The sequence below is a fragment of the Luteibacter sp. GL_149 genome, from assembly GCF_057834065.1.
Genome location: NZ_CM174395.1, coordinates 1,083,653 through 1,108,552, shown reverse-complemented (window position 1 = coordinate 1,108,552; position 24,900 = coordinate 1,083,653). Strand labels below are relative to the sequence as shown.

At 63.7% G+C, this 24,900-nt stretch carries 24 protein-coding genes; 14 read left to right on the top strand and 10 right to left on the bottom strand.

Translation table 11 applies throughout. The features are described from left to right. The first annotated feature begins 118 nt into the window (after positions 1–118). The 3 genes from hemA (at position 119) to ppk2 (ending at position 3,380) form a co-directional block, all read left to right on the top strand. Positions 119–1,390, top strand: coding sequence for a glutamyl-tRNA reductase (hemA, locus tag AC3IR3_RS04910; protein ID WP_489195890.1), 1,272 nt, complete (start codon positions 119–121; stop codon positions 1,388–1,390). Between the two features lie 64 nt (positions 1,391–1,454). Continuing rightward, positions 1,455–2,537 (top strand): peptide chain release factor 1, encoded by a 1,083-nt coding sequence (gene prfA / locus AC3IR3_RS04905; protein ID WP_489195889.1) that lies wholly within the window; start codon positions 1,455–1,457, stop codon positions 2,535–2,537. A gap of 66 nt (positions 2,538–2,603) precedes the next feature. Then, on the top strand, positions 2,604–3,380 hold the full coding sequence (ppk2, locus tag AC3IR3_RS04900) for a polyphosphate kinase 2 (protein ID WP_489195888.1): 777 nt from the start codon (positions 2,604–2,606) through the stop codon (positions 3,378–3,380). Between the two features lie 151 nt (positions 3,381–3,531). On the opposite strand, the gene AC3IR3_RS04895 is transcribed toward ppk2, so the two are convergent. The 7 genes from AC3IR3_RS04895 to AC3IR3_RS04865 form a co-directional block, all read right to left on the bottom strand. Continuing rightward, positions 3,532–4,368 carry a cytochrome c oxidase assembly protein gene (locus tag AC3IR3_RS04895; protein WP_489196882.1) on the bottom strand — a complete coding sequence of 279 codons (837 nt, stop codon included), beginning with the start codon at positions 4,366–4,368 and terminating at the stop codon, positions 3,532–3,534. Between the two features lie 111 nt (positions 4,369–4,479). Then, positions 4,480–6,348 carry a GldG family protein gene (locus tag AC3IR3_RS04890; protein WP_489195887.1) on the bottom strand — a complete coding sequence of 623 codons (1,869 nt, stop codon included), beginning with the start codon at positions 6,346–6,348 and terminating at the stop codon, positions 4,480–4,482. After that, on the bottom strand, positions 6,348–7,082 hold the full coding sequence (locus AC3IR3_RS04885; RefSeq protein ID WP_489195886.1) for an ABC transporter permease subunit: 735 nt from the start codon (positions 7,080–7,082) through the stop codon (positions 6,348–6,350). The genes AC3IR3_RS04890 and AC3IR3_RS04885 overlap by 1 nt, the downstream gene beginning before the upstream one ends. Further along, positions 7,079–8,017 (bottom strand): ABC transporter ATP-binding protein, encoded by a 939-nt coding sequence (locus AC3IR3_RS04880; RefSeq protein ID WP_489195885.1) that lies wholly within the window; start codon positions 8,015–8,017, stop codon positions 7,079–7,081. The genes AC3IR3_RS04885 and AC3IR3_RS04880 overlap by 4 nt, the downstream gene beginning before the upstream one ends. Positions 8,018–8,195: 178 nt before the next feature. After that, positions 8,196–9,569, bottom strand: a complete 1,374-nt coding sequence (locus AC3IR3_RS04875; protein WP_489195884.1) for an SRPBCC family protein — start codon at positions 9,567–9,569, stop codon at positions 8,196–8,198. Positions 9,570–9,803: 234 nt separating this feature from the next. Continuing rightward, positions 9,804–10,445 carry a response regulator gene (locus tag AC3IR3_RS04870; protein ID WP_489195883.1) on the bottom strand — a complete coding sequence of 214 codons (642 nt, stop codon included), beginning with the start codon at positions 10,443–10,445 and terminating at the stop codon, positions 9,804–9,806. Between the two features lie 43 nt (positions 10,446–10,488). Next, the gene (locus tag AC3IR3_RS04865) at positions 10,489–11,703 is read right to left on the bottom strand and encodes a sensor histidine kinase (protein ID WP_489195882.1); all 1,215 of its coding nucleotides are present in this window, start codon (positions 11,701–11,703) and stop codon (positions 10,489–10,491) included. Between the two features lie 208 nt (positions 11,704–11,911). Between AC3IR3_RS04865 and AC3IR3_RS04860 the strand changes: the two genes are divergently transcribed. From AC3IR3_RS04860 to AC3IR3_RS04840, 5 genes are read left to right on the top strand one after another with little or no spacing between them, the layout of a single operon-like run. Next, positions 11,912–12,514: a GNAT family N-acetyltransferase gene (locus tag AC3IR3_RS04860; protein ID WP_489195881.1), complete on the top strand. Its 603-nt coding sequence runs from the start codon at positions 11,912–11,914 to the stop codon at positions 12,512–12,514. Beyond that, entirely contained in the window at positions 12,511–13,290 is a 780-nt protein-coding gene (minC, locus tag AC3IR3_RS04855) for a septum site-determining protein MinC (RefSeq protein ID WP_489195880.1), read from the top strand. Before AC3IR3_RS04860 ends, minC begins: the two co-directional genes overlap by 4 nt. A gap of 33 nt (positions 13,291–13,323) precedes the next feature. Beyond that, complete coding sequence (minD, locus tag AC3IR3_RS04850) at positions 13,324–14,136, top strand: septum site-determining protein MinD (protein ID WP_489195879.1); 813 nt, start codon at positions 13,324–13,326, stop codon at positions 14,134–14,136. 2 nt (positions 14,137–14,138) lie between these two features. Then, positions 14,139–14,405 carry a cell division topological specificity factor MinE gene (minE, locus tag AC3IR3_RS04845; RefSeq protein WP_489195878.1) on the top strand — a complete coding sequence of 89 codons (267 nt, stop codon included), beginning with the start codon at positions 14,139–14,141 and terminating at the stop codon, positions 14,403–14,405. A gap of 10 nt (positions 14,406–14,415) precedes the next feature. Then, positions 14,416–14,922 (top strand): hypothetical protein, encoded by a 507-nt coding sequence (locus tag AC3IR3_RS04840; RefSeq protein WP_489195877.1) that lies wholly within the window; start codon positions 14,416–14,418, stop codon positions 14,920–14,922. Here AC3IR3_RS04840 and AC3IR3_RS04835 read toward each other — a convergent pair. After that, positions 14,919–16,187 carry a multidrug effflux MFS transporter gene (locus AC3IR3_RS04835; protein ID WP_489195876.1) on the bottom strand — a complete coding sequence of 423 codons (1,269 nt, stop codon included), beginning with the start codon at positions 16,185–16,187 and terminating at the stop codon, positions 14,919–14,921. The two genes, AC3IR3_RS04840 and AC3IR3_RS04835, sit on opposite strands and share 4 nt — an antisense overlap. Before the next feature lie 87 nt (positions 16,188–16,274). On the opposite strand from AC3IR3_RS04835, the gene crcB reads away from it, so the two are divergent. From crcB to AC3IR3_RS04815, 4 genes are all read left to right on the top strand, one after another. Beyond that, positions 16,275–16,673 carry a fluoride efflux transporter CrcB gene (crcB, locus tag AC3IR3_RS04830; RefSeq protein ID WP_489195875.1) on the top strand — a complete coding sequence of 133 codons (399 nt, stop codon included), beginning with the start codon at positions 16,275–16,277 and terminating at the stop codon, positions 16,671–16,673. Between the two features lie 21 nt (positions 16,674–16,694). After that, positions 16,695–17,813: a cyclopropane fatty acyl phospholipid synthase gene (gene cfa / locus AC3IR3_RS04825; RefSeq protein WP_489195874.1), complete on the top strand. Its 1,119-nt coding sequence runs from the start codon at positions 16,695–16,697 to the stop codon at positions 17,811–17,813. 49 nt (positions 17,814–17,862) lie between these two features. Then, on the top strand, positions 17,863–19,287 hold the full coding sequence (locus AC3IR3_RS04820) for an MFS transporter (RefSeq protein WP_489195873.1): 1,425 nt from the start codon (positions 17,863–17,865) through the stop codon (positions 19,285–19,287). Positions 19,288–19,349: 62 nt separating this feature from the next. Further along, a complete protein-coding gene (locus AC3IR3_RS04815) occupies positions 19,350–20,387 on the top strand; it encodes a proline iminopeptidase-family hydrolase (protein ID WP_489195872.1) in 1,038 nt (345 codons plus the stop codon). 9 nt (positions 20,388–20,396) lie between these two features. Here the strand turns inward: AC3IR3_RS04815 and AC3IR3_RS04810 are convergent, their stop codons facing one another. Then, entirely contained in the window at positions 20,397–20,816 is a 420-nt protein-coding gene (locus AC3IR3_RS04810) for a hypothetical protein (protein ID WP_489195871.1), read from the bottom strand. A 225-nt stretch (positions 20,817–21,041) separates the two neighbouring features. Here AC3IR3_RS04810 and parC point away from each other — a divergent pair, with 225 nt between their 5' ends. Next, entirely contained in the window at positions 21,042–23,282 is a 2,241-nt protein-coding gene (gene parC, locus AC3IR3_RS04805; protein ID WP_489195870.1) for a DNA topoisomerase IV subunit A, read from the top strand. 197 nt (positions 23,283–23,479) lie between these two features. Here the strand turns inward: parC and AC3IR3_RS04800 are convergent, their stop codons facing one another. Continuing rightward, complete coding sequence (locus AC3IR3_RS04800; protein ID WP_489195869.1) at positions 23,480–23,968, bottom strand: NUDIX hydrolase; 489 nt, start codon at positions 23,966–23,968, stop codon at positions 23,480–23,482. 97 nt (positions 23,969–24,065) lie between these two features. Here AC3IR3_RS04800 and AC3IR3_RS04795 point away from each other — a divergent pair, with 97 nt between their 5' ends. Further along, on the top strand, positions 24,066–24,881 hold the full coding sequence (locus tag AC3IR3_RS04795) for a phosphodiester glycosidase family protein (RefSeq protein WP_489195868.1): 816 nt from the start codon (positions 24,066–24,068) through the stop codon (positions 24,879–24,881). The last annotated feature ends 19 nt before the right edge of the window (positions 24,882–24,900 follow it).

Below are 24,900 nucleotides of genomic sequence, written 5' to 3'. Positions count from 1 at the left end.
TCCGCACAATTCGTCTCCGTTACACGCCTAAGAGGCATTCCGTTTAATTCCGGATGCCGCGCCCACAGCTTAGCCTACGTCATACTGACCCAAGCACCCGTCGACAGCCGCGCACGTCATGCCACTCATCGCCCTCGGGCTCAATCACCTCACCGCGCCGGTCAGCCTGCGCGAACAGGTGGCATTCGACGCCACGGTCGCTCCGGAGGCGCTGGGCGACCTCGCCCGCCAGCCGGGCGTGGAAGAAGCGATGATCCTGTCCACGTGCAACCGGACCGAGCTTTACGTCAGCGTGGCCGAGGGTGCCGAGGCCGTCCCGCAAGCATGGCTGTCGCGTCAACATCGATTGACCCCGCAACGCCTCGATGAGTTCCTTTACCGTCACGACGAAAGCGACGCCGTACGCCATATGTTTCGCGTGGCGACAGGACTCGACTCGATGGTGCTCGGCGAACCGCAGATCCTCGGCCAGGTGAAGGACGCCTATCAGCAAGCCCGTTCCGCGCACGCCCTTCGCGCACCGATGGAACGCCTGCTCCAGCACACCTTCGCCGTCGCCAAACGCGTGCGCACGGATACGCGGATTGGCGCGCACACCGTATCGGTCGCCTATACCGCCGTACGCCTTGCCGAACAGGTCTTCACCGATCTCAAACAAGCCTGCGTTCTGCTGATCGGCGCCGGCGAAACGATCGAACTGGCCGCCCGGCACCTTGCCGACAAGGGCGTCCGCCGGTTGATCGTCGCGAACCGCACGCTGGAGAACGCACAGGAACTGGCCACCCGTTACAGCGGCTACGCCATCGCGCTCGCCGACCTCCCGCAGCATCTTGCCGAAGCCGACATCGTCATTTCGTCGACGGCGTCGCGCCAGCCCGTGGTCACGCGCGAGATGGTGTCCCGCGCCATTTCCGCCCGCCGTCGCCGCCCGATGTTCATGGTGGACATCGCCGTGCCGCGCGACATCGAACCCGAGGTCGCGCGACTGAACGATGTGTTCCTCTACGGCATCGACGACCTGAAGCAGGTCATCGACGAAAATCGTCGCTCGCGGGAAACCGCCGCGCGCGAAGCCGAGGCGATCATCGACCTCCAGGTCGACCGTTACATGTCGTGGCGACGCGCCCTCACCCTGCGCAATCCCGCCGTCGACATGCGCCAGGCCGCCGAAGCGCAGCGCGACGAGGTGCTGGGCAAGGCCCAGGCGATGCTCGCGCGCGGCCGCTCGCCCGACGAGGCGCTCGCGTTTCTTGCCAATACGTTGACGAACAAGCTCCTGCACGCACCCAGCGCGCGACTGCGCGACGCCGCCCTCTCGGGCGATCTCGACCTGCTGCATGCCGCCGGTCGCCTTTACGGACTGGACGCGGAAGACGACGTTTCCGCATGATGCGCGGCCATGGAGCCGGCAAGCCTGTCTCCCTCCGTACCGCCCTTCCCCGACTGCGAGACGCATGACGCCCTCGATCCGCCGCAAACTCGAAGCCCTTGCCGAACGCCACGAGGAAATCGGCCTGTTGCTTAGCCAGCCCGACGTGCTGGCGGACAACAGCCGCTTCCGCGAGCTGTCGCGCGAATACGGACAGCTCGAACCCGTCGTCACGTCGCTGCACGCCCACGACCTCGCCGAGCGCGAGCTGGCCGAAACGCGGGCCATGCTCGACGACCCCGAAATGCGCGACATGGCGGCCGACGACATCGACCGTATCGAGAAGCAGCTGACCGGTCTCGACGCCGAGCTGCAGGTCCTGCTCCTGCCGAAAGACCCGCGCGACGAAGGCAACGTCTTCCTCGAAGTGCGCGCCGGCACGGGTGGCGACGAAGCGGCGCTGTTCGCCGGCGATCTCTTCCGCATGTATGCGCGCTACGCCGAACGGCAGCGCTGGCAGGTGGAAATCCTGAGCGCCAGCCCCGGCGAACACGGCGGTTACAAGGAAGTGGTCGCACGTATCGAAGGCCGTGGCGCCTATTCGCGCCTGAAGTTCGAATCGGGCACCCATCGTGTCCAGCGCGTACCGGACACCGAATCGCAGGGCCGCATCCACACCTCCGCCGCCACGGTCGCCATCCTGCCCGAGCAGGACGAGATCGACGATATCGAACTGCGCGACGCCGACCTCAAGGTCGATACCTTCCGCGCGTCGGGCGCCGGCGGTCAGCACGTCAACAAGACCGACTCTGCCATCCGCATCACCCACCTGCCCACCGGCACCGTCGTGGAATGCCAGGACGAGCGCAGCCAGCACAAGAATCGCGCGCGCGCCATGAGCCTTCTGAAAGCCCGCCTGCTGGATGTCGAGCGCAGCAAGCAGAGCGCCGCGCAAGCCGAATCCCGCCGCCTTCAGGTCGGCAGTGGCGATCGCAGTCAGCGTATCCGCACATACAACTTCCCGCAGGGCCGCATCACCGATCACCGTATCAATCTCACGATCTACCAGCTGGCCGAGACGATGCAGGGCGACCTGGAAGAACTGATCGATACCCTGACCCGCGAATACCAGGCCGACGAACTCAAGTCGCTGACGGCCGCCTCGTAAATCCTCACTCCCCGCGCACACCAAACAGTGCTAAACAGTGCCCTCCAACCCATCGGGGCACGTACCGTGAGCGATTCGCGCAAAAAGGAATACGAAAAGACACTCGAAGCCTTGCAGATCGAACTGGTCGGCCTTACCCGCTGGCTCCGGTCCACGGGCAAGCGGTTGATCGTGATATTCGAAGGCCGCGATGCCGCCGGCAAGGGCGGCACGATCAAGGCAATTACCGACAAGCTCGATACCCGCGCCGCGCGTGTCGTCGCGCTCGCCAAGCCGAGTCCGGCGGAGGAAACGCAGTGGTACTTCCAGCGCTACGTCGAGCACTTCCCCTCGGCTGGTGAATTCGTGCTTTTCGACCGTAGCTGGTACAACCGCGCGGTCGTCGAACCGGCCATGGACTTCTGTACCGACGAGCAGTGCGAAGCGTTCCTCGCCGCCTGCCCCACCTTCGAGAAACTCGTCACCGACGATGGCGTGATCCTGCTGAAATACTGGCTGACCGTCGATCAGGCCGAACAGGAAAAGCGCTTCGCCGAACGTGCGGACGATCCGTTGAAGCGCTGGAAACTCTCGCCCGTCGACATGAGGATGCGCGAGAAATACGGCAAGGTCGGCAAGCTTCGCAATGCGATGATCGAACGGACGCACGCGGAGAACGCGCCGTGGTTCGTGGTCGATTTCAACGATCAGAAGGCGGGTCGGTTGAACCTCATACGGCACCTGCTCGATCAGATTCCCGACCGGCGATTGCCGGACAAACCGGTGAAGCTGCCGAAGCTGAAGGACAAGCTGAAGCGCGAGGATGTGACTGCGGCGGCGCTACGGGTACCGGTTGTTTATTGAGCGGGGGTTGGGGGTGGGAAGTGGGGGCGTGTTTCCGGCGAACGTCTGAGGGAGCGACAAGCGCCACGCCGATGTTGCTTCCGCCGGGCGATACCAGCCCCCTCGGGCGATCGCCGGAAACACGCCCCCACTTCCCACCCCCAACCCCCAATCACGCCCGGGCCCGCCGACGGATCTCCCGCTTCGGCAACCGCCCGTTACGCGACAGCCTCAGCCACTGTCGCAACGCCAGCAACCCACCGATCGATTCGATCATCGCAGCCGGCACCCACATGATCAGGCCACCGATCAACTGGCCCGTCAGTACGTTCATGGTGAAAGCGCGACCGCAGATTTCGAAGATGGGGTACAGATCGGTTTTCGAGAACGTGACGATGGCGCCCGCGACGATCTGCGGCGTCATGGTGATCGCCGGGGACAACACGCGTACGCCCGGCGACATCCGGCCGGGAGGCTTCGGCCGGTGGTCGAGCACAATCCACCAGTAAGCCAGACCGCTCACGATCATCGACCAGTTCATCGCGCGATAGATTCGCCAGTCCAGCATCGCCAGCGTCTGCATCGGCGGGATCAGCCAGACGAGGATCAATGCAACGAAGGTCGCCGTCACGATGGCCGGATTGAGCAATACCGCGAGAGCGCTGCGCCACGCGCGCGACTGCTGAACCGGCCGTAGCCAGCGCGCTCGCCAGCGCAGCGGAAGGCCGGCGCGCAGCACCGTTCCCGGATACGCGGCGATGATCATCAGCGGCGCGAGATGATGCAGCAACACCTGCTGGATGCGGTGCATGAAGAACTCATGCTCCGCGTAGTAATCGAAATAGGTGTGCAGGGACACGTACACCGTCGCCATGCCCAGCCAGAAGGCAGCCTGCCGCAACGGCGACACGCTCAGCCGGCGCGACCCACGCCAGTAGAGAAACGAGGTTGCCAGAAAGATCGCGAGGAAAACCCACGAGAACTCCCACGGGACGATCCACTTCAACAGCACGCGACAGCTCCCGCGGAGCGCGAATGCGCCCTACCCGGCAGGCAGGATAGCCGCCGCATCGCGGTGAAGCGACGGGCAGCGGTGCGGCACATTGCCGCCAGCACCGGTTTACAGGCCGACACGGCGACCGCGACGCTGGCGCCGCCATCCGTAAATAAGACCGAACAACGCGACCAGCCCAGGCACCAGAACAATATTGATGAACTTCAGGCGCAGACCCAACGCGTCGATTTCCGCGTTCAACTGGTGCTGCACGTCGCGCAACTCTTTACCGATGGCCAGCTTGCGCTGCAGGTATTGCTCGACCTCGCGACGCTGTTCCGCGGTAACCGCCGTACCGGTGGAGGTACCTCCCTTCGCCGGCTGCAATTCACTGAGCCGCCGCTGGGTTTCGTAGAGCTCGCCTTCCAGCTCGCGCTTCTTGACCAGGAACTTGCGGTCCGCCGCGGCCTGGAGCGAACGCACCTTCGTAAAGGGGCGCTGCAGACTGGAGCGGCCGCGGATGGACAGCAGCGCGGACGATCCGCTGAGGTTATCGACAAGATTGGCGATGAAATCGCCGTTGTTCGCGAATGCGGTCATCTGCTGCTGACCGAGCAGCGGCTGGATCTCGACCCAAAGGCGATCCGTCAACACATCGGTATCGGCGATCAGCACGACCTCGCCCGGTCCCTGCGATTGCGCGAGATGCCCCGTATCGGTCCGCTCCGGAAACGCCGTATGGAACGTGTCGCGCACGCGCGCCGCCAGAACGTAGCGCTCATGGGTAGGTGTGTAGTCGGAGAGCAGCACGGAAGGATCGCTGGTGGCCTCGCGTACGCGGTCGACCGACACGATCGTCGCATCGTCGGACGTCTGCACCAGAGGCATCATCTGCGCGTGCGTGGTCTGGGCCAGTTCGAAATGACCCGCGGTGGAGAAGTTCAGGCGTTGCAGACTCGCGGTGACGACATCGTCATGGTTGAGGTCTTGCGTATTCAGACCCAACATCGCCGGATGACTGAGGCTATTGCCATTCAGCTCGATCGTCAGCGACTGCGAGCGGTCGAGCACGATCTGGGTCGGGTCGTAAACGACACCCCATGCTTCGAACAGCCGGCGGATGTCCGAGTTGTGATCGTCGATCACGCCACGCGCGTCGACCAGCGGCGCGGTATCCATCTCCGCATCGGGATCGACGAAAACCACCAGTCGTCCGCCGCGCAGCACGAACTGGTCGATGGCGTACTGCGCATCGGCGCTCAGCCGTTTCGGATGGATCAACAGGAGCACCTTGAAGCGATCGTCGATACGGGTCAGCCCGTTCGCGTCGATCATGGTTACATCGGCCAACTGTTCCAGCTGACGCATGATCGTCCAGGGCTGCTCGCCGATCACCATATTTCCGGCGATGGGCAGCGTGCTGATGACACCGAGCCTGGGTTTATGCGGCGTGCTCAGTTCATACAGGAGCTTGGCTATGTCGTATTCGACGAAAGTCTCGCGCGCCGGATCGAAGAACGGAATCGCCTGCGTCGTGGCCTTGTCGCCCGTGCCCGCGGTACCCACCAGACCGAAGAACACGCGCTCGCCGTTGCTACCGCCATTTACCGGCATCAGACCATAGCTTTCCGCGGCGTCTTCATCGTCCGAATAAGGCACCGGATCGATCACCCGGAGACGGATGCGCCCGTGTCCTCGTACGGCTACCTCGCGCAGCATTTCATGAACGCGCTGCTCGTAACTGCGCAGTTGCGCCAGATCGCGCGTGGCGTGTTCGGAAAAATACAACGTCAGCGTCAGAGGTCGCTCCAGGCTATCCACGATGCGCGTGGTGCCCGGCGTGAGCGTGTAAATCTTGTCCTCCGTCAGATCGACGCGCGCCGTACGCAAGGTGCGCGCACTGATCGCCACCACCAGCAGGAAAGCGAGCGCGATCCCGATCAGGGCCAGACGCAGCGCGAACGAACGGCTGATATGGAAATGCCGGCCGTCCATCAACGGGTCCTCTTCAGGTCGACCAGCACGACGCCCGCCGCGAGCCACGCCACGATGCTCGCCAGAAAATACGTGACATCGCGCAGATCGAGAACGCCGCGCGCGATAGCCGCTGCGTGTCGCGTGATGCTCAGCTGGGCCAGCGCACCGAGCATTTTGCCGGGCAACGCATCCTGGAAGAAATCGAGCACCTGCGGCTGCCCGGCCAGCAGCAGCAGAAAACACACTGCGGCCGTCAGGATGAACGCGACGATCTGGCTGCGCGTGGCGGCGGACATGCAGGCACCAATGGCGAGAAAACATCCGGCCATCAGCCAGCTACCAAGATAGCCCGCGAGAATCACACCGTTGTCGGGATCGCCGAGATAGTTGACCGTGATCCAGATCGGAAAGGTCAGCATCAACGAGAAACCGATGAACAGCCATGCCGCCACAAACTTGCCGATCATCGCCTGCGCGATGGTCACGGGTAGCGAGAGCAACAGTTCGATCGTGCCGGAGCTGCGCTCTTCGGACCACATCGGCATCGATATGGCCGGGACGAGCACCAGATATAGCCACGGATGGATGTCGAAGAACGGCTGCAGGTCGGCCAGGCCGCGATCGTAGAAATCGCCGGCGTAGAACGTCAGCAACCCCGCCAGCACGAGGAAGATGACCATGAAGACATATGCGACGGGCGTGACGAAGTAGCTCAGCAGTTCGCGGCGGACGATAGCGAAGACGGCGCTCATGCGGCCGGCCCCGGATGTGCCGAGGTGGTGATGTGGCGAAAGACTTCGTCGAGGCGCCCACGCTCCAGCTGGATTTCGGACACTTCGAGGTTCTGCGTACGCAGCAGGGTCTGCACTTCTTCGAGAATCGGCTTGCCCTCGCGCGGGAACACCGTGACACGCCCGTCGAGCGGATCGACTTCCACCGAAGCGACCTCCGGAATACGGGCAAGCATTTCGCGCGATACACCGCTTCCCTGCGCACTGAAGGACACGGCGCCGTGGTAACGCGATTGCCGTTCCAGTTCCGCCGGTGTCGCATCGGCCAGCAACCGGCCATTGGCGATGATGGCGACGCGGTTGCAAAGCGCGTGCACTTCTTCCAGCAGATGGGTCGAAATCAGGATGGTGCGCTGGCGCGCCATGGCGTCGATCAACATACGCACGGAATGTTTCTGGTTGGGATCGAGACCGTCGGTCGGCTCGTCGAGCATCAGTACCGGCGGGTTGTGCAGGATCGCCTGCGCAAGTCCTACGCGACGGCGCAGGCCTTTCGACAACATACCGATGGGCTGATCCAGCACGTCTTCCAGTTGCAGGCGCGAGATCACCTCATCGAAGCGACGATACCCCTTGTCTCCGCCCACACTGCGAACGCGCGCGATAAAGCTCAGGAATTCGCGCACCGTCATTTCGCCGTAGCTCGGCGCGCCCTCGGGCAGATAGCCGAGCGCTTTCTTGGCGGCAACGGGATTTCGACGCACGTCGTGACCGCACACGCGCGCCGTGCCCGACGTGGGTGCGAGAAAGCCGGCGATCATGCGCATGGCGGTCGACTTCCCCGCCCCGTTCGGACCGAGCAGGCCGAGCACCTGGCCCGGTTCGGCGCGGAGAGTCAGCGAGTCGACGGCGGTCAGGCTGCCGTAACAGCGGGTCAGTTGCTCGGTTTCGATCATGGCCTGCGGTCGGATGGGGCGGCGACGAATGTAGCGCATAGAAGCATGTGGCGGGCGTCCTTTACCCTCTTGCTCCCACAGGGTCACGGCATCGTCGACAGCCGGCGAACCCTCGTTGGACAACAAAAAAAGCCCCGTCGTTGCCGACGGGGCTTCTCGTATCGCGTACCGGCGGATCTTACTGCGCGGCGGCGGTCGACGCGGCGGCCGGGGTCGGGGCCGTGCCAGCCGGAGCGGGCGCCGTGCCCGAGGCGGCCGGAGCGGCTTCCTCAAGCGTCGGCTGCTGCACGCCAGCTTCCTGTTCCGGGGTCTGTGCCGGCAGGTTGTCGCCCGACAGCGGCAGGTAGATCTCGAACTTCTGTTCGTCGTAGCCGGAAACCGTGCCGTGATTATTGGTCGGTGCCTTGACCTGAATGTCGTACGGGCGGTTCACGACGTCGTCGAATTTGTAGCCGTGGGTCTGCGCATAAGCGGAGAGCATCATGCGTGTCTGCGGGAGACCGGCGCCGGTGCCGTTCCATTCGGCCTTCAGTGCGCGGCCGCCAAAGGCCAGCACAGCCTTGACGTTGCCGTCGACGATGACGCGACCGAGCTTGTCCTTGCTGCCCGGAGCCGAATCGGTGGCTGCCTGGTCGGCCGGTGCGCCCGCCGTACTGGCGGCAGCCGGCGCGGTGTCGAGCGTCGGACGCTGTGCGGCCGTCAGTGCGACGTCCTGACCGTTGATCTTCAGCGTAGTGCTGTCGATCTCGGCGGCGACGTCGAACGTGTAGTTCTGATCGCCCCAGTTCGTGGTGAACGTGATGCGCGGGCTGACGATATTCACGCCGAGCTTCTTGGCGGCGGCCTGGATTTCACCCATGGCCTTGTCCGACGCGGTGTCGACATCGTCGAGCGTACGCGGCGCCGTGGTGGACACGAACAGGATCGGCTTGGCCGGCTGTTCGGCCATCGTCGGAACCAGCTTGCTGTAGTCGATATTGGGAATCGACGCCATCAGGTTCTGCAGGTTCGCCAGGCTGAACTGGATCAGCGAATCCGGATCGCCGTGGATATAGAGGTTCGAGAAGCGGCTGATCAGGTTGAAGCCGTAGTCGACGTCATACGACCACGTGACCTTGACCAGCTTCTGGCTGCGACCGCTGCGCTCCAGGTTGATCGTGAACTTCTTGTCGTTACCACGCCAGCCGTTGGTGACGTTCCAGACGATCGTGCCCTTGCCGGCATCGGAAATCGCCGAGAAGGACGGATCGATGGTGGCGATTTCGAATTCGCCGTTACCGACTTTCTTGTCTTCGCTGGTCCAGGAGATCTTCGAGCCCGGGCCATAGGCCTTGCCGGACAGTTCGAACTGGATCTTCGGATCGAACGAGCGCATCGCGGTGTAATCCGGGAAGCGACGGAAATTGCTGAAAACGTCGTAAACCTGACGGAGGTCCTTGCTGATCAGCATCGAGCGCTCGACGTGTCCCGTCGAGGGCATGGCCACACCCACCACGACACCAAGCACGGCGACGATGACGATGGCAACAATAAGTTCTAACAGACGCGTCATTCCACGGTTCTCCGAACGTCTTCTAAACGGGCGCTCCGGATGGCGGCGAAAGCCGGCCCGGAAAGCCCCTGATGAATCGGCCCGTAACGTGGCATCGTCCGTGCCGAAAGGACGGATGGTACTTGCTCGCGCACGGGAACGCTATTGGGTAAGCCCTGCTGATTTGCGAAACGCCGCAAGGCCCCCATGCCGCAGCGCAGCGCGGTTTTCGGCCCACGCGACATGTAGGCGAAATCAGACGATGCCGAGTTCCAGCGCCTTTAGGACCGCCCGGGTCCGGTCGCGGACGCCCAGCTTGGACAGAATATTGGACACGTGATTCTTCACGGTCCCTTCCGCCACACGCAGCGAATTGGCGATTTCCTTGTTGCTGTAGCCACCCGAAAGGAGCCGCAGAATTTCGGTCTCACGCTCGGTGAGGGGATCGGGCTGCTCCAGGCTGGAGAACTGGTTCTGGATGCGCCCCACGCCGGCCAGCAGGCGCTGGGTGACCATGGGCGCCACCAGCGACCCGCCCGCCGCCACCGTGCGCACGGCTTCCACCAGTTGCTCCAGGGAAACGTCCTTCAGCAGGTATCCCCGCGCACCCGCCTTCAGGCCCGAAAGCACGAGCTGGTCGTCGTCGAACGTGGTCAGGATGATGGTGGGCGGCAGTTCGTTGCGGCCGCCCAGGGCCTGCAATACGTCCAGCCCACTCATGTTGGGCATGCGCAGGTCCAGCAGGACGACGTCCGGCTTGATCTGCGGGATGGTCTGCACGGCCTGGGCGCCATCGGCACATTCGGCGATGACGCGGATGTCTCCCGCCAGGTCGAGCAGCGAGCGAATGCCCTGGCGAACCAGGTTCTGGTCGTCAACGAGACAGACAGAGATCATTGCGGATCCTCAGCGATAGCGCGGCATTGTGGCATGGGGAATGTCATGTAGCCTCAGGAAGGCTGGTGTCCAGCGCGGGGCGTGTCGGGGCATGCGCCAGCGCCTGCTCCTCGCCCAGTGGAAGACGGGCGGTCAGTGCGAAACCGCCCGCCGGGTGGGTCACGAAGTCCACCGTGCCCCCGAATTCGGCCAGCCGCTCGCGCATACCCGTCAGACCGTTGCCCGGCCGGAACTGGCTGGCGCCGTTGCCGTCGTCCCGGGCGTCGAGACACAGCTCGTCGGGCCCGGTATGCCGGAACGTCAACCAGAGGTGACGCGCACCGGAATGACGAACGGTATTGGTAAGGATTTCCTGCACGCAGCGCAACAGCATCTGGGCGCGCCGCGGATCTTCCACGCCGAAACGCGGCGGTATGGAAAGAATCACTTTAAGGCCGGGTACGCCTTCCATGAGGCTGCGCAACGCCTGGGTCAGGTCGATCGCGTCGTCCTGGCGCAGCTCGCTCACGACCTCGCGGACGTCGGCCAGCAGCTGTTTGGCGGTCGATTGCGCCTTGCGCACATGCTCCCCCGCCGCTTCGTTGGTCAGGTGGCTGGCCACTTCGAGATTCAGGCTGAGCGCGGTGAGATGGTGGCCCACCAGGTCGTGAAGATCCCGCGCGATGCGCATGCGCTCGGCGATACGCGTCGACTCGGCTAACAGCGCCCGGGTGGCGCGCAGCTCGGAATTCAGCCGCCGCTGCTCTTCGCGCTCCTCGGCCTGCTGGCTGGCGACCGCGGAGGTGATGAAGGTCAGCGCCGAAAAGCTGAAATACATGCAGGACTGCATCAGCGCCATCAGCCAGGCACCGCTCACCCAGTGAAAAGCGGCCCCGAAGATCGGAATGAGCGCCGCGTGCGACAGCACCATCCATGCGGCGCCGACAGGCACGGTCACCAGCCAGGGCACGATCGTCGCCACGATCACCAGCAGCAGGGCCGCAAGGCCGCTCTTGCTCAGCCAGCCGATCGTCAGCGCCGCCGCCGTCAGGAACAGCAGCGCCGCCAGCTTGGTCGCGCTGTTCATGGGCGCGCCGAGATTACGCGTCAACAGCCAGTACACGACCCCGAAGGCCAGGTAGCAAGCAGTCCACAGGAGAAGCGCGACGTCGCCCAGTTCGCCCGGCTTGAGCATCGAGAGCGGCAGCCCGAGGCACAGATAGACGAAATAGGTGCCGTATCGCAGGAGGCGGGTGTGATTGAAATGAGGCCAGGGCATGGGGACCATCATAGGGCTTGAGCGCGGCACCACCATCTGACTGAAGTCACGGCTTGGCGGCTCGCCCAAGCATGCGCTTTTACAAGTGTTTTACATCCTGACCTGCTGTCATGAAGTGTGTCGCGAAGTGTGTCGCGTGCCATAATGCCGCGCATCCGAAGGGCCGGTCTGCGGTCTTCCCTCGAAACGTTCATCTGCGGAGCAACGAATGGCCCTTGCCATCCGCGACGTGCGCGAGCACGACCTGGACGCCGTGTTGGCGCTCAACAACGCCGCCGGCACCGGCATTCTCGTCACCGACAGCGCGCGACTGCGTCATCTCTACGATAACGCCCATTATTTCCGTGTCGCCGAGATGGACGGCGTCATCGCCGGTTTCCTCATCGCCCTGCGGCCGGATGCCAACTACACCAGCCCCAATTTCCACTGGTTCCAGGACCATTACGAAAGCTTCGTTTATATCGACCGCATCGTGGTCGCCCCCGACTATCGCGGACACGGGCTTGGCCGCGTGTTCTATTGCGATGTCCAGAGTTATGCCGAGGTACGTGTGCCGCTCCTGACGTGTGAAGTCTTTCTCGAACCACGCGACGACATGGTCGTGCTTTTCCACGGCACCCTGGGCTTCCAGGAAGTCGGTCAGCAGAAAATGGGCGCGAAGGGCCCGAAGGTCAGCCTCCTCGCCAAGGAACTGCCCAGCTTCCCGTTCGTGCGCGAGCGTTACCTCGACGGAGACGGCCTGCCCGACGTGCCCTGGCTCGCGGAACGCCACCGCCCCTGCGAAGGCGCCGCACGGGAGGCCCGCGCATGAACGCCCGCGCCGACTCCCTCGAAGCCGCCTGCGATCTTCGTTTCGGTCAGGTAGGCATCGCTTGCGTACGTGTTCGGCGCCCCGACGCCGCGGCCCTGTGCGACGAACTGGAGCGCCGCGTTCGTTCCGCGCCGCAGATGTTCACCCGCGCCGCCGTCGTGCTCGATCTCAGCCATCTGGCCACGCTGCCCGACGACGGTACGGTCGACGCCCTGCTGGAAGCCGTGCGCAGCGCGGGCATGCTGCCCGTCGGCCTGGCCTATGGTACGGCGGAAACCGAGCAACTCGCCGAGCGCATGGGTCTTCCGCTGATCGCGAAGTTCCGTGCGGCGTACGAGCCGGTCGCCGGCGAAGCCGCACCCGCGCCGGTCGCCAGCGCGCCGGCACGCGCCGAAGCAGCCCTCACGCGACAACCGATTCACGACGATTACGCACCGCCCGCCGCGCACACCGCGCAGTACCACACGGGTAGCGCCGTTCGTTCAGGACAACAGATTTACGCTCGCGACCGCGACCTGGTCGTTACCGCCGCGATCGCCAACGGCGCGGAAGTGATCGCGGACGGTTCGATTCATGTTTACGGCGGCCTTCGCGGCCGCGCGATGGCCGGTGCCCAGGGCGACGAGACCGCGCGCATTTTCTGCTCGGATTTCCGTGCGGAACTCGTCGCCATCGCCGGGCACTATCGTGTGTTCGAAGACATGCCGAAAGAATTCGAAGGCCAGGCCGTGCAATGCTGGCTCGACAATGGAAAACTGCTGGTTGCGCGGCTTTGATGCCGACGCTGCCACATACGCGGAGATACCCACTTGACTGAAATCATCGTCGTCACTTCCGGAAAAGGCGGCGTCGGCAAGACCACGACCAGCGCATCGCTGGCCACCGGTCTGGCCATGGCCGGAAAAAAAGTCGCCGTCATCGACTTCGACGTCGGCCTGCGCAATCTCGACCTGATCATGGGCTGCGAGCGGCGGGTCGTTTACGACTTCATCAATGTCGTCCACGGCGAGGCCACGCTGAAGCAGGCCCTGATCAAGGACAAGCGCAACGAGACCCTTTTCGTGCTGGCTGCCTCGCAGACCCGCGACAAGGATGCGCTCACCCAGGAAGGCGTCGAGAAAGTCCTCGACGAACTGACCAAGGAAGGCTTCGACTTCGTGGTCTGCGATTCGCCCGCCGGTATCGAGAAGGGCGCGCATCTGGCGATGTACTTCGCCGACCACGCCGTCGTCGTCGTCAACCCGGAAGTTTCTTCCGTGCGCGACTCCGACCGCATCCTCGGCCTGCTTGCCAGCAAGACGCGCCATGCGGAACGCGGCGACACCGCGGTCAAGCAGCACCTGCTGCTGACGCGCTACAACCCGGTGCGTGTCGACGCCGGTGAAATGCTCAGCGTGAAAGACGTCGAGGACATCCTCGGCATCTCCGTCGTCGGCGTCATTCCGGAATCGGAAAACGTGCTGGCGGCGTCCAACTCCGGCGAGCCGGTCATCCTCCGCGAAGACTCCTACGCCGGCCAGGCATATAAGGACACCGTGGCCCGCATTCTCGGCGAAGAGCGTCCCCTGCGCTTCACCGAAGTGGAGAAGAAAAGCTTTCTCAAGCGCGTATTCGGAGGCTGAGCATGGGTATCCTTGATTTCCTTCGACGCAAACCCGAGCCGAGTGCCGGCGTGGCGAAAGAGCGCCTGCGCATCATCGTGGCTCAGGAACGTTCGACGCGCGGCGGCCCGGACTATCTGCCCCTGCTGCGCAACGAACTGCTGGAAGTGATCCGCAAGTACGTCAATGTCGACGTCGAAGCGGTGATGATCAATCTCGAACGCGACAGCGGCCACGAAATTCTCGAACTCTCGGTCGCTCTGCCCGACATCAAGCCGGCCGCACCGTAAGGCCTGCGACATGGCAGTGACGGTCGAATCCATGGGGCCCGGGATGGCCCCCGCCGAGGACGATGGCGTCCTGTGTCTTGGCGACATCGGTTTCGACGCGCCGCGCGCGCTTCTGGCCGGCTACGGCCTCACCCTGATCGAAACGCCTGCCGGCGAGCCGATTCCCGGCAGCTACTGGGGAGAGTCGGAAGCCGGCATCATCGGTAGCGCGGTTTATGCGCGCGCCGACACGCCCGTGCATTCCATGCTCCACGAATCCTGCCACCTGCTGGTACTGCCAGCCGAGCGCCGCGCGGCGGTGCATACCGACGCCACGGATTCGATCGAGGAAGAAGATGCGACCTGCTACCTGCAAATCGTGCTGGCGGACGAATTGCCCGGCGTGGGACGCCATCGTCTGATGGACGACATGGATCGCTGGGGCTACACGTTCCGGCTGGGGTCCACGCGCGCATGGTTCGGGAACGACGCGACCGAAGCGCGACGGTTTCTCTCCGAACGCGGCCTGCCGGTCTAACCCGGCTCTTGCAGCTCGGCCTGCTCCGCAGTGCTGCCCATGCCTGCCGCCTTGCATCGTGCGATCGCGCGGCGTTCCAGATGCGAATACCACCACCACGCGAGCAGCCCGATCGAACACATGCCTGTCGCGCCCAGCGCCAGACCAAGCATGTTGTAAGACAGCAGCGGAGACAGGACGCCCGCGACCAGTGCGGTGAACAACAGGCTGGAGAACGCCTGTACCGACGACACGCCGCCCCGCTGCGCCGGAAAGCGGTCCAGCAGCAATAGCGTCAACGTGGGGAACGCCATCTGCACGCCGAAGCCGTAAAGCGCCAGCGGCAACGTCGACCAGGGTACCCGCGGTGTGGGCAGAGCCAGCGCCAGCACGATGTTGATCGCGCACGACGCGAGCATGAATACGTAGCCGACGGCGACGGTCCTCGCGGCGCTTGCCCGCCCCGCGACGCGGCCGGACGTATAGGCCCCGGCCACCATGCCGATCACCACCGGGACGAAAAGCCACGGGAATCCCTGTGCACCCAGCCCCAGCAGATCGCGAACCAGTCGCGGTGCCGAGGCGATGTACAGGAACAGGCCCGAAAAATTGATGGAACTGGCGATGGCCAGCGGCCAGAACGGCAGGTCGCCGCCGATACGGGCGTAACCGGCCAGCAACGGGCGCGGACGAAAGATCGTGCGATTCGCCTGGGGATGCGATTCCACAAGGAATCGCGCCACGCCCATCGTCAGCAGCACGGTAAAGACCGCCAGCGCCCAGAAAATACCGCGCCAACCGTCGATGCCGAGCAGCCACGCACCGACGATGGGAGCGATGGCCGGGGCGATGCCGAAGATCATCATCACCTTCGACATCATCCGCTGCGCTTCCTCGCCATTCATGGTGTCTCGCACCACCGCGCGCCCCACGACGATGCCCGCACCGGCACACACGCCCTGTAATGCACGGCAGCCGAGCAGGAACGTAAAGGTCGGCGCCAGCGCCGCGCCGACCGACGCCAGCGCGTAAACCGCCATGCCGATCACGATCACCGGCTTGCGCCCGTACGCGTCGGACAGCGCGCCGTGGAAAAGACTCATGACGGCGTACGCGATCAGGTACACGCTGACCGTCTGCTGCAGCGCCACCTCGCCCACGCCGAAATTGCGACCGATATCCGGAAACCCCGGGAAGATCGCATCGATCGAAAACGGGCCGATCATCGCCAGCGCCGCGAGCAGCAAAGGCAGATGACGCCGCGGATCGCGGGTGACGGGTTGCATGCCCGACAGTATAACGAGGCAGCTCCTACACATATCCTGTCGCACTGCGCCATAATCGACCGACATCGGCTCGAACAGGGGCACTGCGTGGGCTATACCGGGTTTCTTGCCGTTGGCATCGGCGGCGCGATCGGCTGCTGGCTGCGCTGGTGGCTCGGCGTCGTCTTCAATCCGATCTTCCCCAACCTACCCCTGGGCACGCTCGCAGCCAACCTCACCGGTGGCCTGTTGATGGGCATCACGCTCGGCGTCTTCGATCACTACCAGACGCTGCCGCTCGAAGCGCGCCTGTTCGTCGCCACCGGATTCCTCGGCGGCCTGACCACCTTTTCTACATTTTCCGCGGAAACCACCGGCCTTCTGCTGCGCCAGGAATACCTCTGGTTCGGCGCGCACGTATTCATGCACCTGGCCGGTTCGATCGCGATGACGGTACTCGGTTTGGGTTTGGCCAAGGGCGTGTTGCGACACGTGAGCCAGGGATAACTAAGGAAGCGAGGTCCGACGATGGGTAACGATTCCCTGAAGGCACGCGCGCAGGCCCTGCTGGAACAGGCCGGCATCCACATCGGCGGCGACGGTCCGACCGATCTGATCGTCCATGACGAACGCACCTATGCGCGCGTCTTCGCCCACGGCTCGCTCGGGCTGGGCGAAGCGTATATGGACGGCTGGTGGGACGTGGACGACCTGCCGGGCTTCTTCGCCCGCGTACTCGACTCCCATATCGACTCTTCGCTGCGCACGCTGGACACGCTGATCGCGCACCTGAAAGCGCGCTTCATCAATATGCAGCGCGGCGAACATGCGTGGGACGTCGGTCGCCAGCATTACGATCTCGGCAACGACCTGTTCGAGGCGATGCTCGGCAGGCGTCTCGTTTACTCGTGCGGCTACTGGGCCAACGCGACCAACCTCGACGACGCACAGGAAGCCAAACTCGACCTGATCTGCCGGAAGCTGGCGCTCAAACCCGGCCAACGCGTGCTCGACATCGGTTGCGGCTGGGGCGAAGCGCTGAAGTACGCCGCCGAACGCTACGGCGTCAGTGGCGTCGGCGTCACCGTATCGCAGGAACAGGCGAACTACGCGCGTGACCTGTGCCGCGGCCTGCCCATCGACATCCGCCTGCAGGACTACCGGGAGATCGACGAGCGTTTCGACGCCGTCATGTCGATAGGCATGTTCGAACACGTGGGCTTCAGGAATTACCGCACCTGGTTCGAAGTCGCACGACGCTGCCTGCCTGTCGACGGGCTGGCGTTGCTGCATAGCATCGGTAGCAACGGTGCACCGGGCCGTCCCGATCCATGGATCGAAAAATACATTTTTCCTAATTCGGTCATTCCGTCGTCGAGCCAGGTGACGACCGCGCTGGAGAACCTGTTCGTGATCGAAGACTGGCACAACTTCGGCGCCGACTACGACCGCACGCTGATGGCGTGGCTGGGCAACTTCGATAAGGCATGGCCTTCGCTCGGCGCCAGCTACGACGAACGGTTCCGCCGCATGTGGCGTTTCTATCTTGCCTGTTCGGCCGGGGTATTCCGCAGCCGCCGCGACCAGTTGTGGCAACTGACGCTGAGCCCTCACGGCATTCCCGGCGGTTATCGCGTCCCGCGCTGATACGAGGCGACTTCACGCCACCTAACATCGGGTGCCCTAACGTCGCGGGATGCCGGATCCACGCAACGCCATGGTCGAAACGGATATTCCCGCGCGCCTGGACCGGCTGCGTTGGGGGCGTTTCCATACGCTGGTCGCCACGGCGCTGGGCATCACGTGGGTGCTGGATGGGCTCGAAGTCACTATCACGGGATCTATCGCCGGTGCGCTCAAATCGAGTCCCGTGCTGCACCTGACCGATGCCGAAGTCGGGCTCGCCGGCAGTCTGTATCTCGCGGGGGCCGTCGTCGGTTCGCTGTTCTTCGGCTGGCTGACCGACCGTCTCGGACGCAAGAAGCTTTTCACGATCACGCTGGGGCTGTACCTGCTGGCTACCGCGGCGACGGCGTTCTCATTCGACTTCCGGAGCTTCGTGCTGTTTCGCGCACTGACCGGCGCTGGCATCGGCGGCGAATACGCCGCGATCAATTCGGCCATCCAGGAGCTTGTTCCCGCACGGTATCGCGGACATACGGATCTGGTTATCAACGGCAGCTTCTGGATCGGCGCCGCACTGGGTGCGCTGGGGGCCGTCGCACTGCTCGATACGTCATGGGTGTCGCCCGAGATCGGCTGGCGCCTGACGTTCGGGCTTGGCGCCGGACTCGGCCTGGGCATTCTCTTGTTGCGTCGCTACATTCCCGAAAGTCCGCGCTGGCTGATGCTGCACGGGCGAATCGCGGAAGCCGAAGCCATCATGGGTGAGATCGAGATACGCGTGAACGCCCCTGCCCCCACTGAGTCACTGATAAAACTCCGGCTGCGACCGCGCGCCCTGCGCATGTCCGACGTCGCACGCACCCTGTTCCACGACTATCCGCGACGAACCGTCCTCGGCGTGATCCTGATGGCGACACAGGCGTTTTTCTATAACGCCATCTTCTTTACCTACGCGCTGGTGCTCGGCCGCTTCTATGGCGTGGCCGACGCCGAGGTCGGCCTCTATCTGTTGCCCTTCGCCGCCGGCAACTTCCTTGGGCCATTACTGCTCGGGCGCCTGTTCGACACGATAGGACGACGCACGATGATCGCGACAACGTATGCACTGTCCGGCGGATTGCTCGCCGTGACCGCATGGATGTTCGTGAACGGATGGCTGGATGCGCGCACGCAAACCATGGCATGGAGCGTCGTGTTTTTTTTCGCGTCGGCCGCGGCCAGCTCGGCGTATCTCACGGTAAGCGAAAGCTTCCCGCTGGAACTGCGCGCGCTGGCCATCGCGCTGTTCTACGCATTCGGCACCGCCCTCGGCGGCGTGGCCGGACCGTGGCTGTTCGGCGCGCTGATCGGTACGGGCGAACGCGCATCGATCGGATGGGGCTATGCGCTGGGAGCCGTACTGATGGTCGTGGGAGCGCTAGCGGCCCTGTGGTTGGGCATCGCAGCGGAGCGGAAGTCGCTGGAGTACGTGGCGACACCGTTGTCCCGCGAATAACGCGACTTGCTTTCGGCGCATCGGCAAGGACATAGTCCACGTATCAACCAGGGGGTGTCTCCATGCGTAGCTTGCTCGTCGCCGCCGCTCTCACTGTCGCGTCGCTCTGCCCGCTCGGGGCACAAGCCGCACCTCCCGCCAGCACACCCCCTTCCTACTTCGACAACCGCGGGCGGGACGACGTCCTCTCCGGCGGCGCGAAGATGATCGAGATCGATACGCCCAAGGGCCACTTCCGCGTCTGGACCAAGCGTGTGGGCAACAACCCGCGCATCAAGGTCCTGCTGCTGCATGGCGGCCCCGGCGCGACGCACGAATACTTCGAGGCATTCGACAGCTACTTCCCCGCGGCGGGCATCGAGTATTACTACTACGACCAGCTCGGTTCCGCGTTCAGCGACAAACCCACCGATCCGGACCTCTGGGACATTCCCCGCTTCGTCGAAGAAGTGGAACAGGTACGCCAGGCGCTGCACCTGGACAAGGACAACTTCTACCTGCTCGGTCATTCATGGGGCGGTGTGCTGGCCATCGAGTACGCGCTGAAGTATCAACAGCACCTGAAAGGCCTGGTCATTTCCAACATGATGGACAGCGGTCCCGCGTACGACGCCTATGCACACAACGTGCTTATGCCGGCGATGGACCAGAAGAAGCTTGCACGCGTAAAACAGCTGGAAGCAACGAAGGACACGGCAAACCCCGAGTACATGGCGCTTCTGATGCCGATGCACTACGAGCAGCACGTGCTGCGCATGCCGGCGGACCAATGGCCCGATCCGGTCACGCGCGCCTTCGCTCATCTCAACGAGCAGGTCTACGTGTCCATGCAAGGTCCCAGCGAACTCGGCATCAGCGGCAAACTGGAACACTGGGATCGAAGTAGCGACCTGAAGCGCATCACGGTACCGACGCTGGTCATCGGCGCGCGCTACGACACGATGGATCCGAAGTACATGGAAGCCATGGCGAAACGCCTGCCCCATGGTCAGTATCTGTATTGCCCCAAGGGTTCGCACATGGCGATGTACGACGATCAGGAGACCTACTTCACGGGCCTGGTGAAATTCCTGCGCCAGACGGACGCCAAAGCGCCGTAACACGCATCGTCATCGCACTAATTCGGCTCCATCGCATTCCGCCACACCCTGGTGCAGGTTCACGGGAACCGCGCTGTACACATCGTCGTGGTAGTAAGTCAGCGCGTTCTCGAAGATCGTCGCATAGCCCTGCCCGTAACGGATATCGATGCGCTCGTCGTTGACAAAGACGCAATAACCGTCGCGAACGTTAGTCATGCGCAGCAGTAGCGGCTCGCGATGCCGGACGAACACGGGCGAAACAATCTTCGCCCGGACTTCGAGCGTCATCGGACCGGCGGCCCCCCGGCTACGGATCTCCCCCACGGTAAGCAAAACCGCGCCGCCCGCCATGGGCTGTTCCAGCAAGGTCGCGCGCTCGGAGCACGCGGACAGCACATATATGCCGAGCGCCGTTGCGGGGAAACGCAACGAGGAAAACGCATTCATCGACTCGTCCTTGAGCTAAGCCATCCGGGGCCGGTCTTGCCGACAGGCAAGAGTTGAGACGCCATGCTATGTGCCCCGGTGACGTGCGTCTGCGACTTGCGCCTCGTTCCTTAAGCACGGGGAAGATCGCCTCCCGCCATCCCGGTCTACACCCATGAGACGCCTTTCTGGCAACATTCCCGGGTTAACGACGCGCCGGCGCGCGCCTACCGGATAGCTAAATCCATGAATCTGCAAGCCAATTACGAACAGATCCCGCTCAAGGACTACGCCGAGCGGGCTTATCTCGATTATTCGATGTACGTCGTGCTGGACCGCGCCCTGCCCTTCGTGGGCGACGGACTGAAGCCCGTCCAGCGCCGAATCATCTACGCCATGAGCGAGCTGAGCCTCGCCGCCACCGCCAAACCGAAGAAGTCGGCGCGCACTATCGGCGACGTCATCGGCAAATTCCATCCGCATGGCGACTCGGCCTGCTACGAGGCCATGGTCCTCATGGCCCAGCCGTTCTCGTACCGCTATCCGCTGGTCGACGGCCACGGCAACTTCGGTTCGCCGGACGATCCGAAGAGCTTCGCGGCCATGCGTTATACCGAGTCGCGCCTGACACCGATCGCCGAAGTGCTGCTATCCGAGCTGGGGCACGGCACGGTCGACTGGGTACCGAACTTCGACGGCACGATGGACGAACCCTCGTGGCTTCCCGCACGCGTACCGCACGTGCTGCTGAACGGCTCGATGGGCATCGCGGTCGGCATGGCCACCGACATTCCGCCGCATAACCTGCGCGAAATCGCCAGCGCGTGTATCCGCCTGCTGGACGATCCGGACGCCACGATCGCCGACCTGTGCGAACACGTGCGCGGTCCGGACTATCCGACCACCGCCGAGATCATCACGCCGCGCAAGGAACTGCTGTCGATGTACCAGACCGGTAACGGCTCGGTGCGCGCGCGCGCCGTCTACGAACGCGACGACGGAAACATCATCATCACGGCCCTGCCGCACCAGGTATCGCCGTCGAAGATCCTCGAGCAAATAGCAGCGCAGATGCGCGCGAAGAAGCTGCCGATGATCGAAGACCTGCGCGACGAATCGGATCACGAGAATCCCATCCGCCTCGTACTGGTACCGCGCTCCAACCGCGTGGACGCCGATGAGATGATGCAGCACCTCTTCGCCACGACGGATCTGGAGAAGAGCTTCCGCGTCAACCTCAACATGATCGGCCTCGACGGACGTCCCCAGGTCAAGGACCTGAAGATGATCCTGACCGAATGGCTGCGCTTCCGCACCGATACCGTCACGCGCCGCCTGACTCACCGACTGGGCCGCGTCGAACGCCGCCTGCACATGCTCGAAGCGCTGCGCGTCGCCTATCTCAATCTGGACGAGGTCATCCGCATCATCCGTAGCGAGGAAGAGCCGAAACCCGTGCTCGTCGCCCGCTTCAAGCTGTCTGAGGAACAGGCCGACTACATCCTCGAAACGAAGTTGCGCCAGCTGGCGCGTCTCGAGGAAATGAAGATCAACGGCGAGCGCGACCTGCTCGAGGAAGAACGCGCGCGCATCAACGTCCTGCTGAAGTCGCCCGCCAAGCTGAAGAGCCTGATCAAGGAAGAATTGCGTAGCGACGCCGAGAAGTTCGGCGACGACCGCCGTTCGCCGCTGATCGAACGCAGCGCCGCGCAGGCCCTGGACGAGAGCGCGCTGGTCGTCTCCGAACCGGTCACGGTCGTGCTGTCGCAGAAGGGCTGGGTGCGTGCGGGCAAGGGCCACGACATCGATGGCGAAGCGCTTTCCTACCGCGACGGCGACAGCATGCTGGCCATCGTGCGTGCGCGCACCACCCAGCAGATCGCCTTTGTCGATTCGACGGGCCGCGCCTATTCCACGGCGGCGCACACACTGCCCTCGGCGCGCGGCAATGGCGAACCCCTGACGGGACGTTTCAGCCCGCCGGCTGGCGCACGATTCGATGCCGTGACGGCGGGCGACAACGATACACGCCTGGTTCTCGCCACCGACTTCGGCTACGGCTTCGTCACCCGTTTCGAGGCGCTCACCGGCCGCAACAAGGCCGGCAAGCAGATCATCACACTGGGCGACGGGGCGCGCGTACTGGCGCCTGCCATGACGGCCGACCCGTCACGCGATCGCATCGTGGTCGTCACCACCGAAGGTCATCTGCTGATGTTCTCGGTCGCCGAACTGCCTGAACTCGACAAGGGCAAGGGCAATAAGCTGATCGAGATTCCGAAGGCAAAGCTGGCGTCGGCCGAAGAACGCGTCGCCGGTGTCGCCGTCGTCACCGAAGGCAAGGGCGAAGTTACGCTGTATGCCGGCCAGCGCAAGCTCACGCTGAAGTGGGCCGATCTGGTCGAGTACGGCGGCAACCGCGCGACTCGCGGCAACGTGCTTCCACGCGGTCTGCGTCGTGTGGAGCGGATCGAGACCACGGGCTGATTTTGTAGGAACCCGCTTGCGGGTTGTAGGAGCTCGCTTGCGAGCGAAAGCCAACGGAGCGGTGTCATGGAGGACTGCATCCGCAGCCAGATGAACGGGCTTGCGGATGCGAGCATCAGGCTTCGTCGCTTCATAGGCTTTCGCTCGCAAGCGAGCTCCTACAACCCGCAGGCGGGCTCCTACAGGAAAGCGTGACCTCAGAGTCGCGTAAAATTCCACGACACCATCTTGCCGCCGCTGTACGGCATCACACCGTGGAACGGCCGCGGATCGTCGTCGAATACCAGCGGCAGGAAATGGCGATCGCCCTCCCACATCGGCAGCTCGTTCAGTTTGTCGAGCGACACCCACTCGAGTGCGCCCTCGGCATTCCCGGTGAACGCCGCTCCCTCGAACCGGTCGATCACGAAGATGAAACCCAGCCAGTCTTCTCCCTGCTTGCCAAAGCCCGGCCAGTTCAGCGTGCCGCGCAGGCGCATGTCGACGCACCGGATACCGGCTTCCTCCATGATTTCGCGGCGCATGCACGCGGCGATATCCTCGCCCGGCTCCATCTTGCCGCCGAGTCCGTTGTATTTACCCAGATGCTGGTCGTCCTCGCGCGCATTGCGGTGGATCATCAGGACATGGGTGCCGTCGGGCGACAGAACGTAACCTAGCGTGGCGACGATGGGCGTGTAGGGCATGGCTTAAAGGACAACGGGACGAAAAACCCGAGTTTACGCGAGCACCGCCCATCGCGGGCCCTTGCGCTTCCGGCACCCGGGCGGCGACCATCGGGGGATGCCTCATGCACTCCCCATCCCCCGTATCCTGCACCGGCTCGGACTGCGACTCGCGGTCATGGCTGGCATGCTTTCGCTGACGATCGGCTGCTCGACAGCCGCCGACGCACTCGACAGCCGCGACATCGTCTTCGAAAGCCAGTCCTATCGCGTGGTTTCCGTCGACACGCGACGCGACGTCATCGAACTGCACTGGCGCGATCCCGAAACACAGCAGCCCTTCGGTACGATCGATGCCCTGCGCGCTTGGGGCGAAGGCAAGGGACGCTCGCTCGCCTTCGCGACGAACGCCGGTATTTACGACCGGCAGTTCGCACCTCTTGGCCTGTACGTCGAGGACGGCAAGACCGTCGTTCCGCTGAACCTCGCGCATGGCAATCCGCGTTCGGGGAATTTTTCCCTGCTACCCAATGGCGTATTCGCCATCTACGACGACGGCCATGCGGAGGTTCGCACCAGCGAAGCCTTCCGTGCGGCTGGCGGCAAACCGCGGGTCGCGTCGCAGTCGGGCCCGATGCTGGTGATCGACGGGCAGATCAATCCGCAATTCGACGACGGATCGGACAGCATGAAGTGGCGTAGCGGCGTATGCGCCAGGACGCCCACCGAAGTGGTTTTCGTGGTCAGTCGCGCACCCGTGAATTTCCATAGCTTCGCGAGATTGTTCCGCGACGAGATCGGCTGTCGCGACGCGTTGTTCCTCGACGGAACGATTTCGCAGGCTTATACGGCCGAGGATGGTTACGCAGGCGCGCCAGCGTTCATGACGAAACCGTATGCGGGGATTTTCGCTGTTTTCACGAAGAGCGAATGAGGTAAACCACTCTCACCGT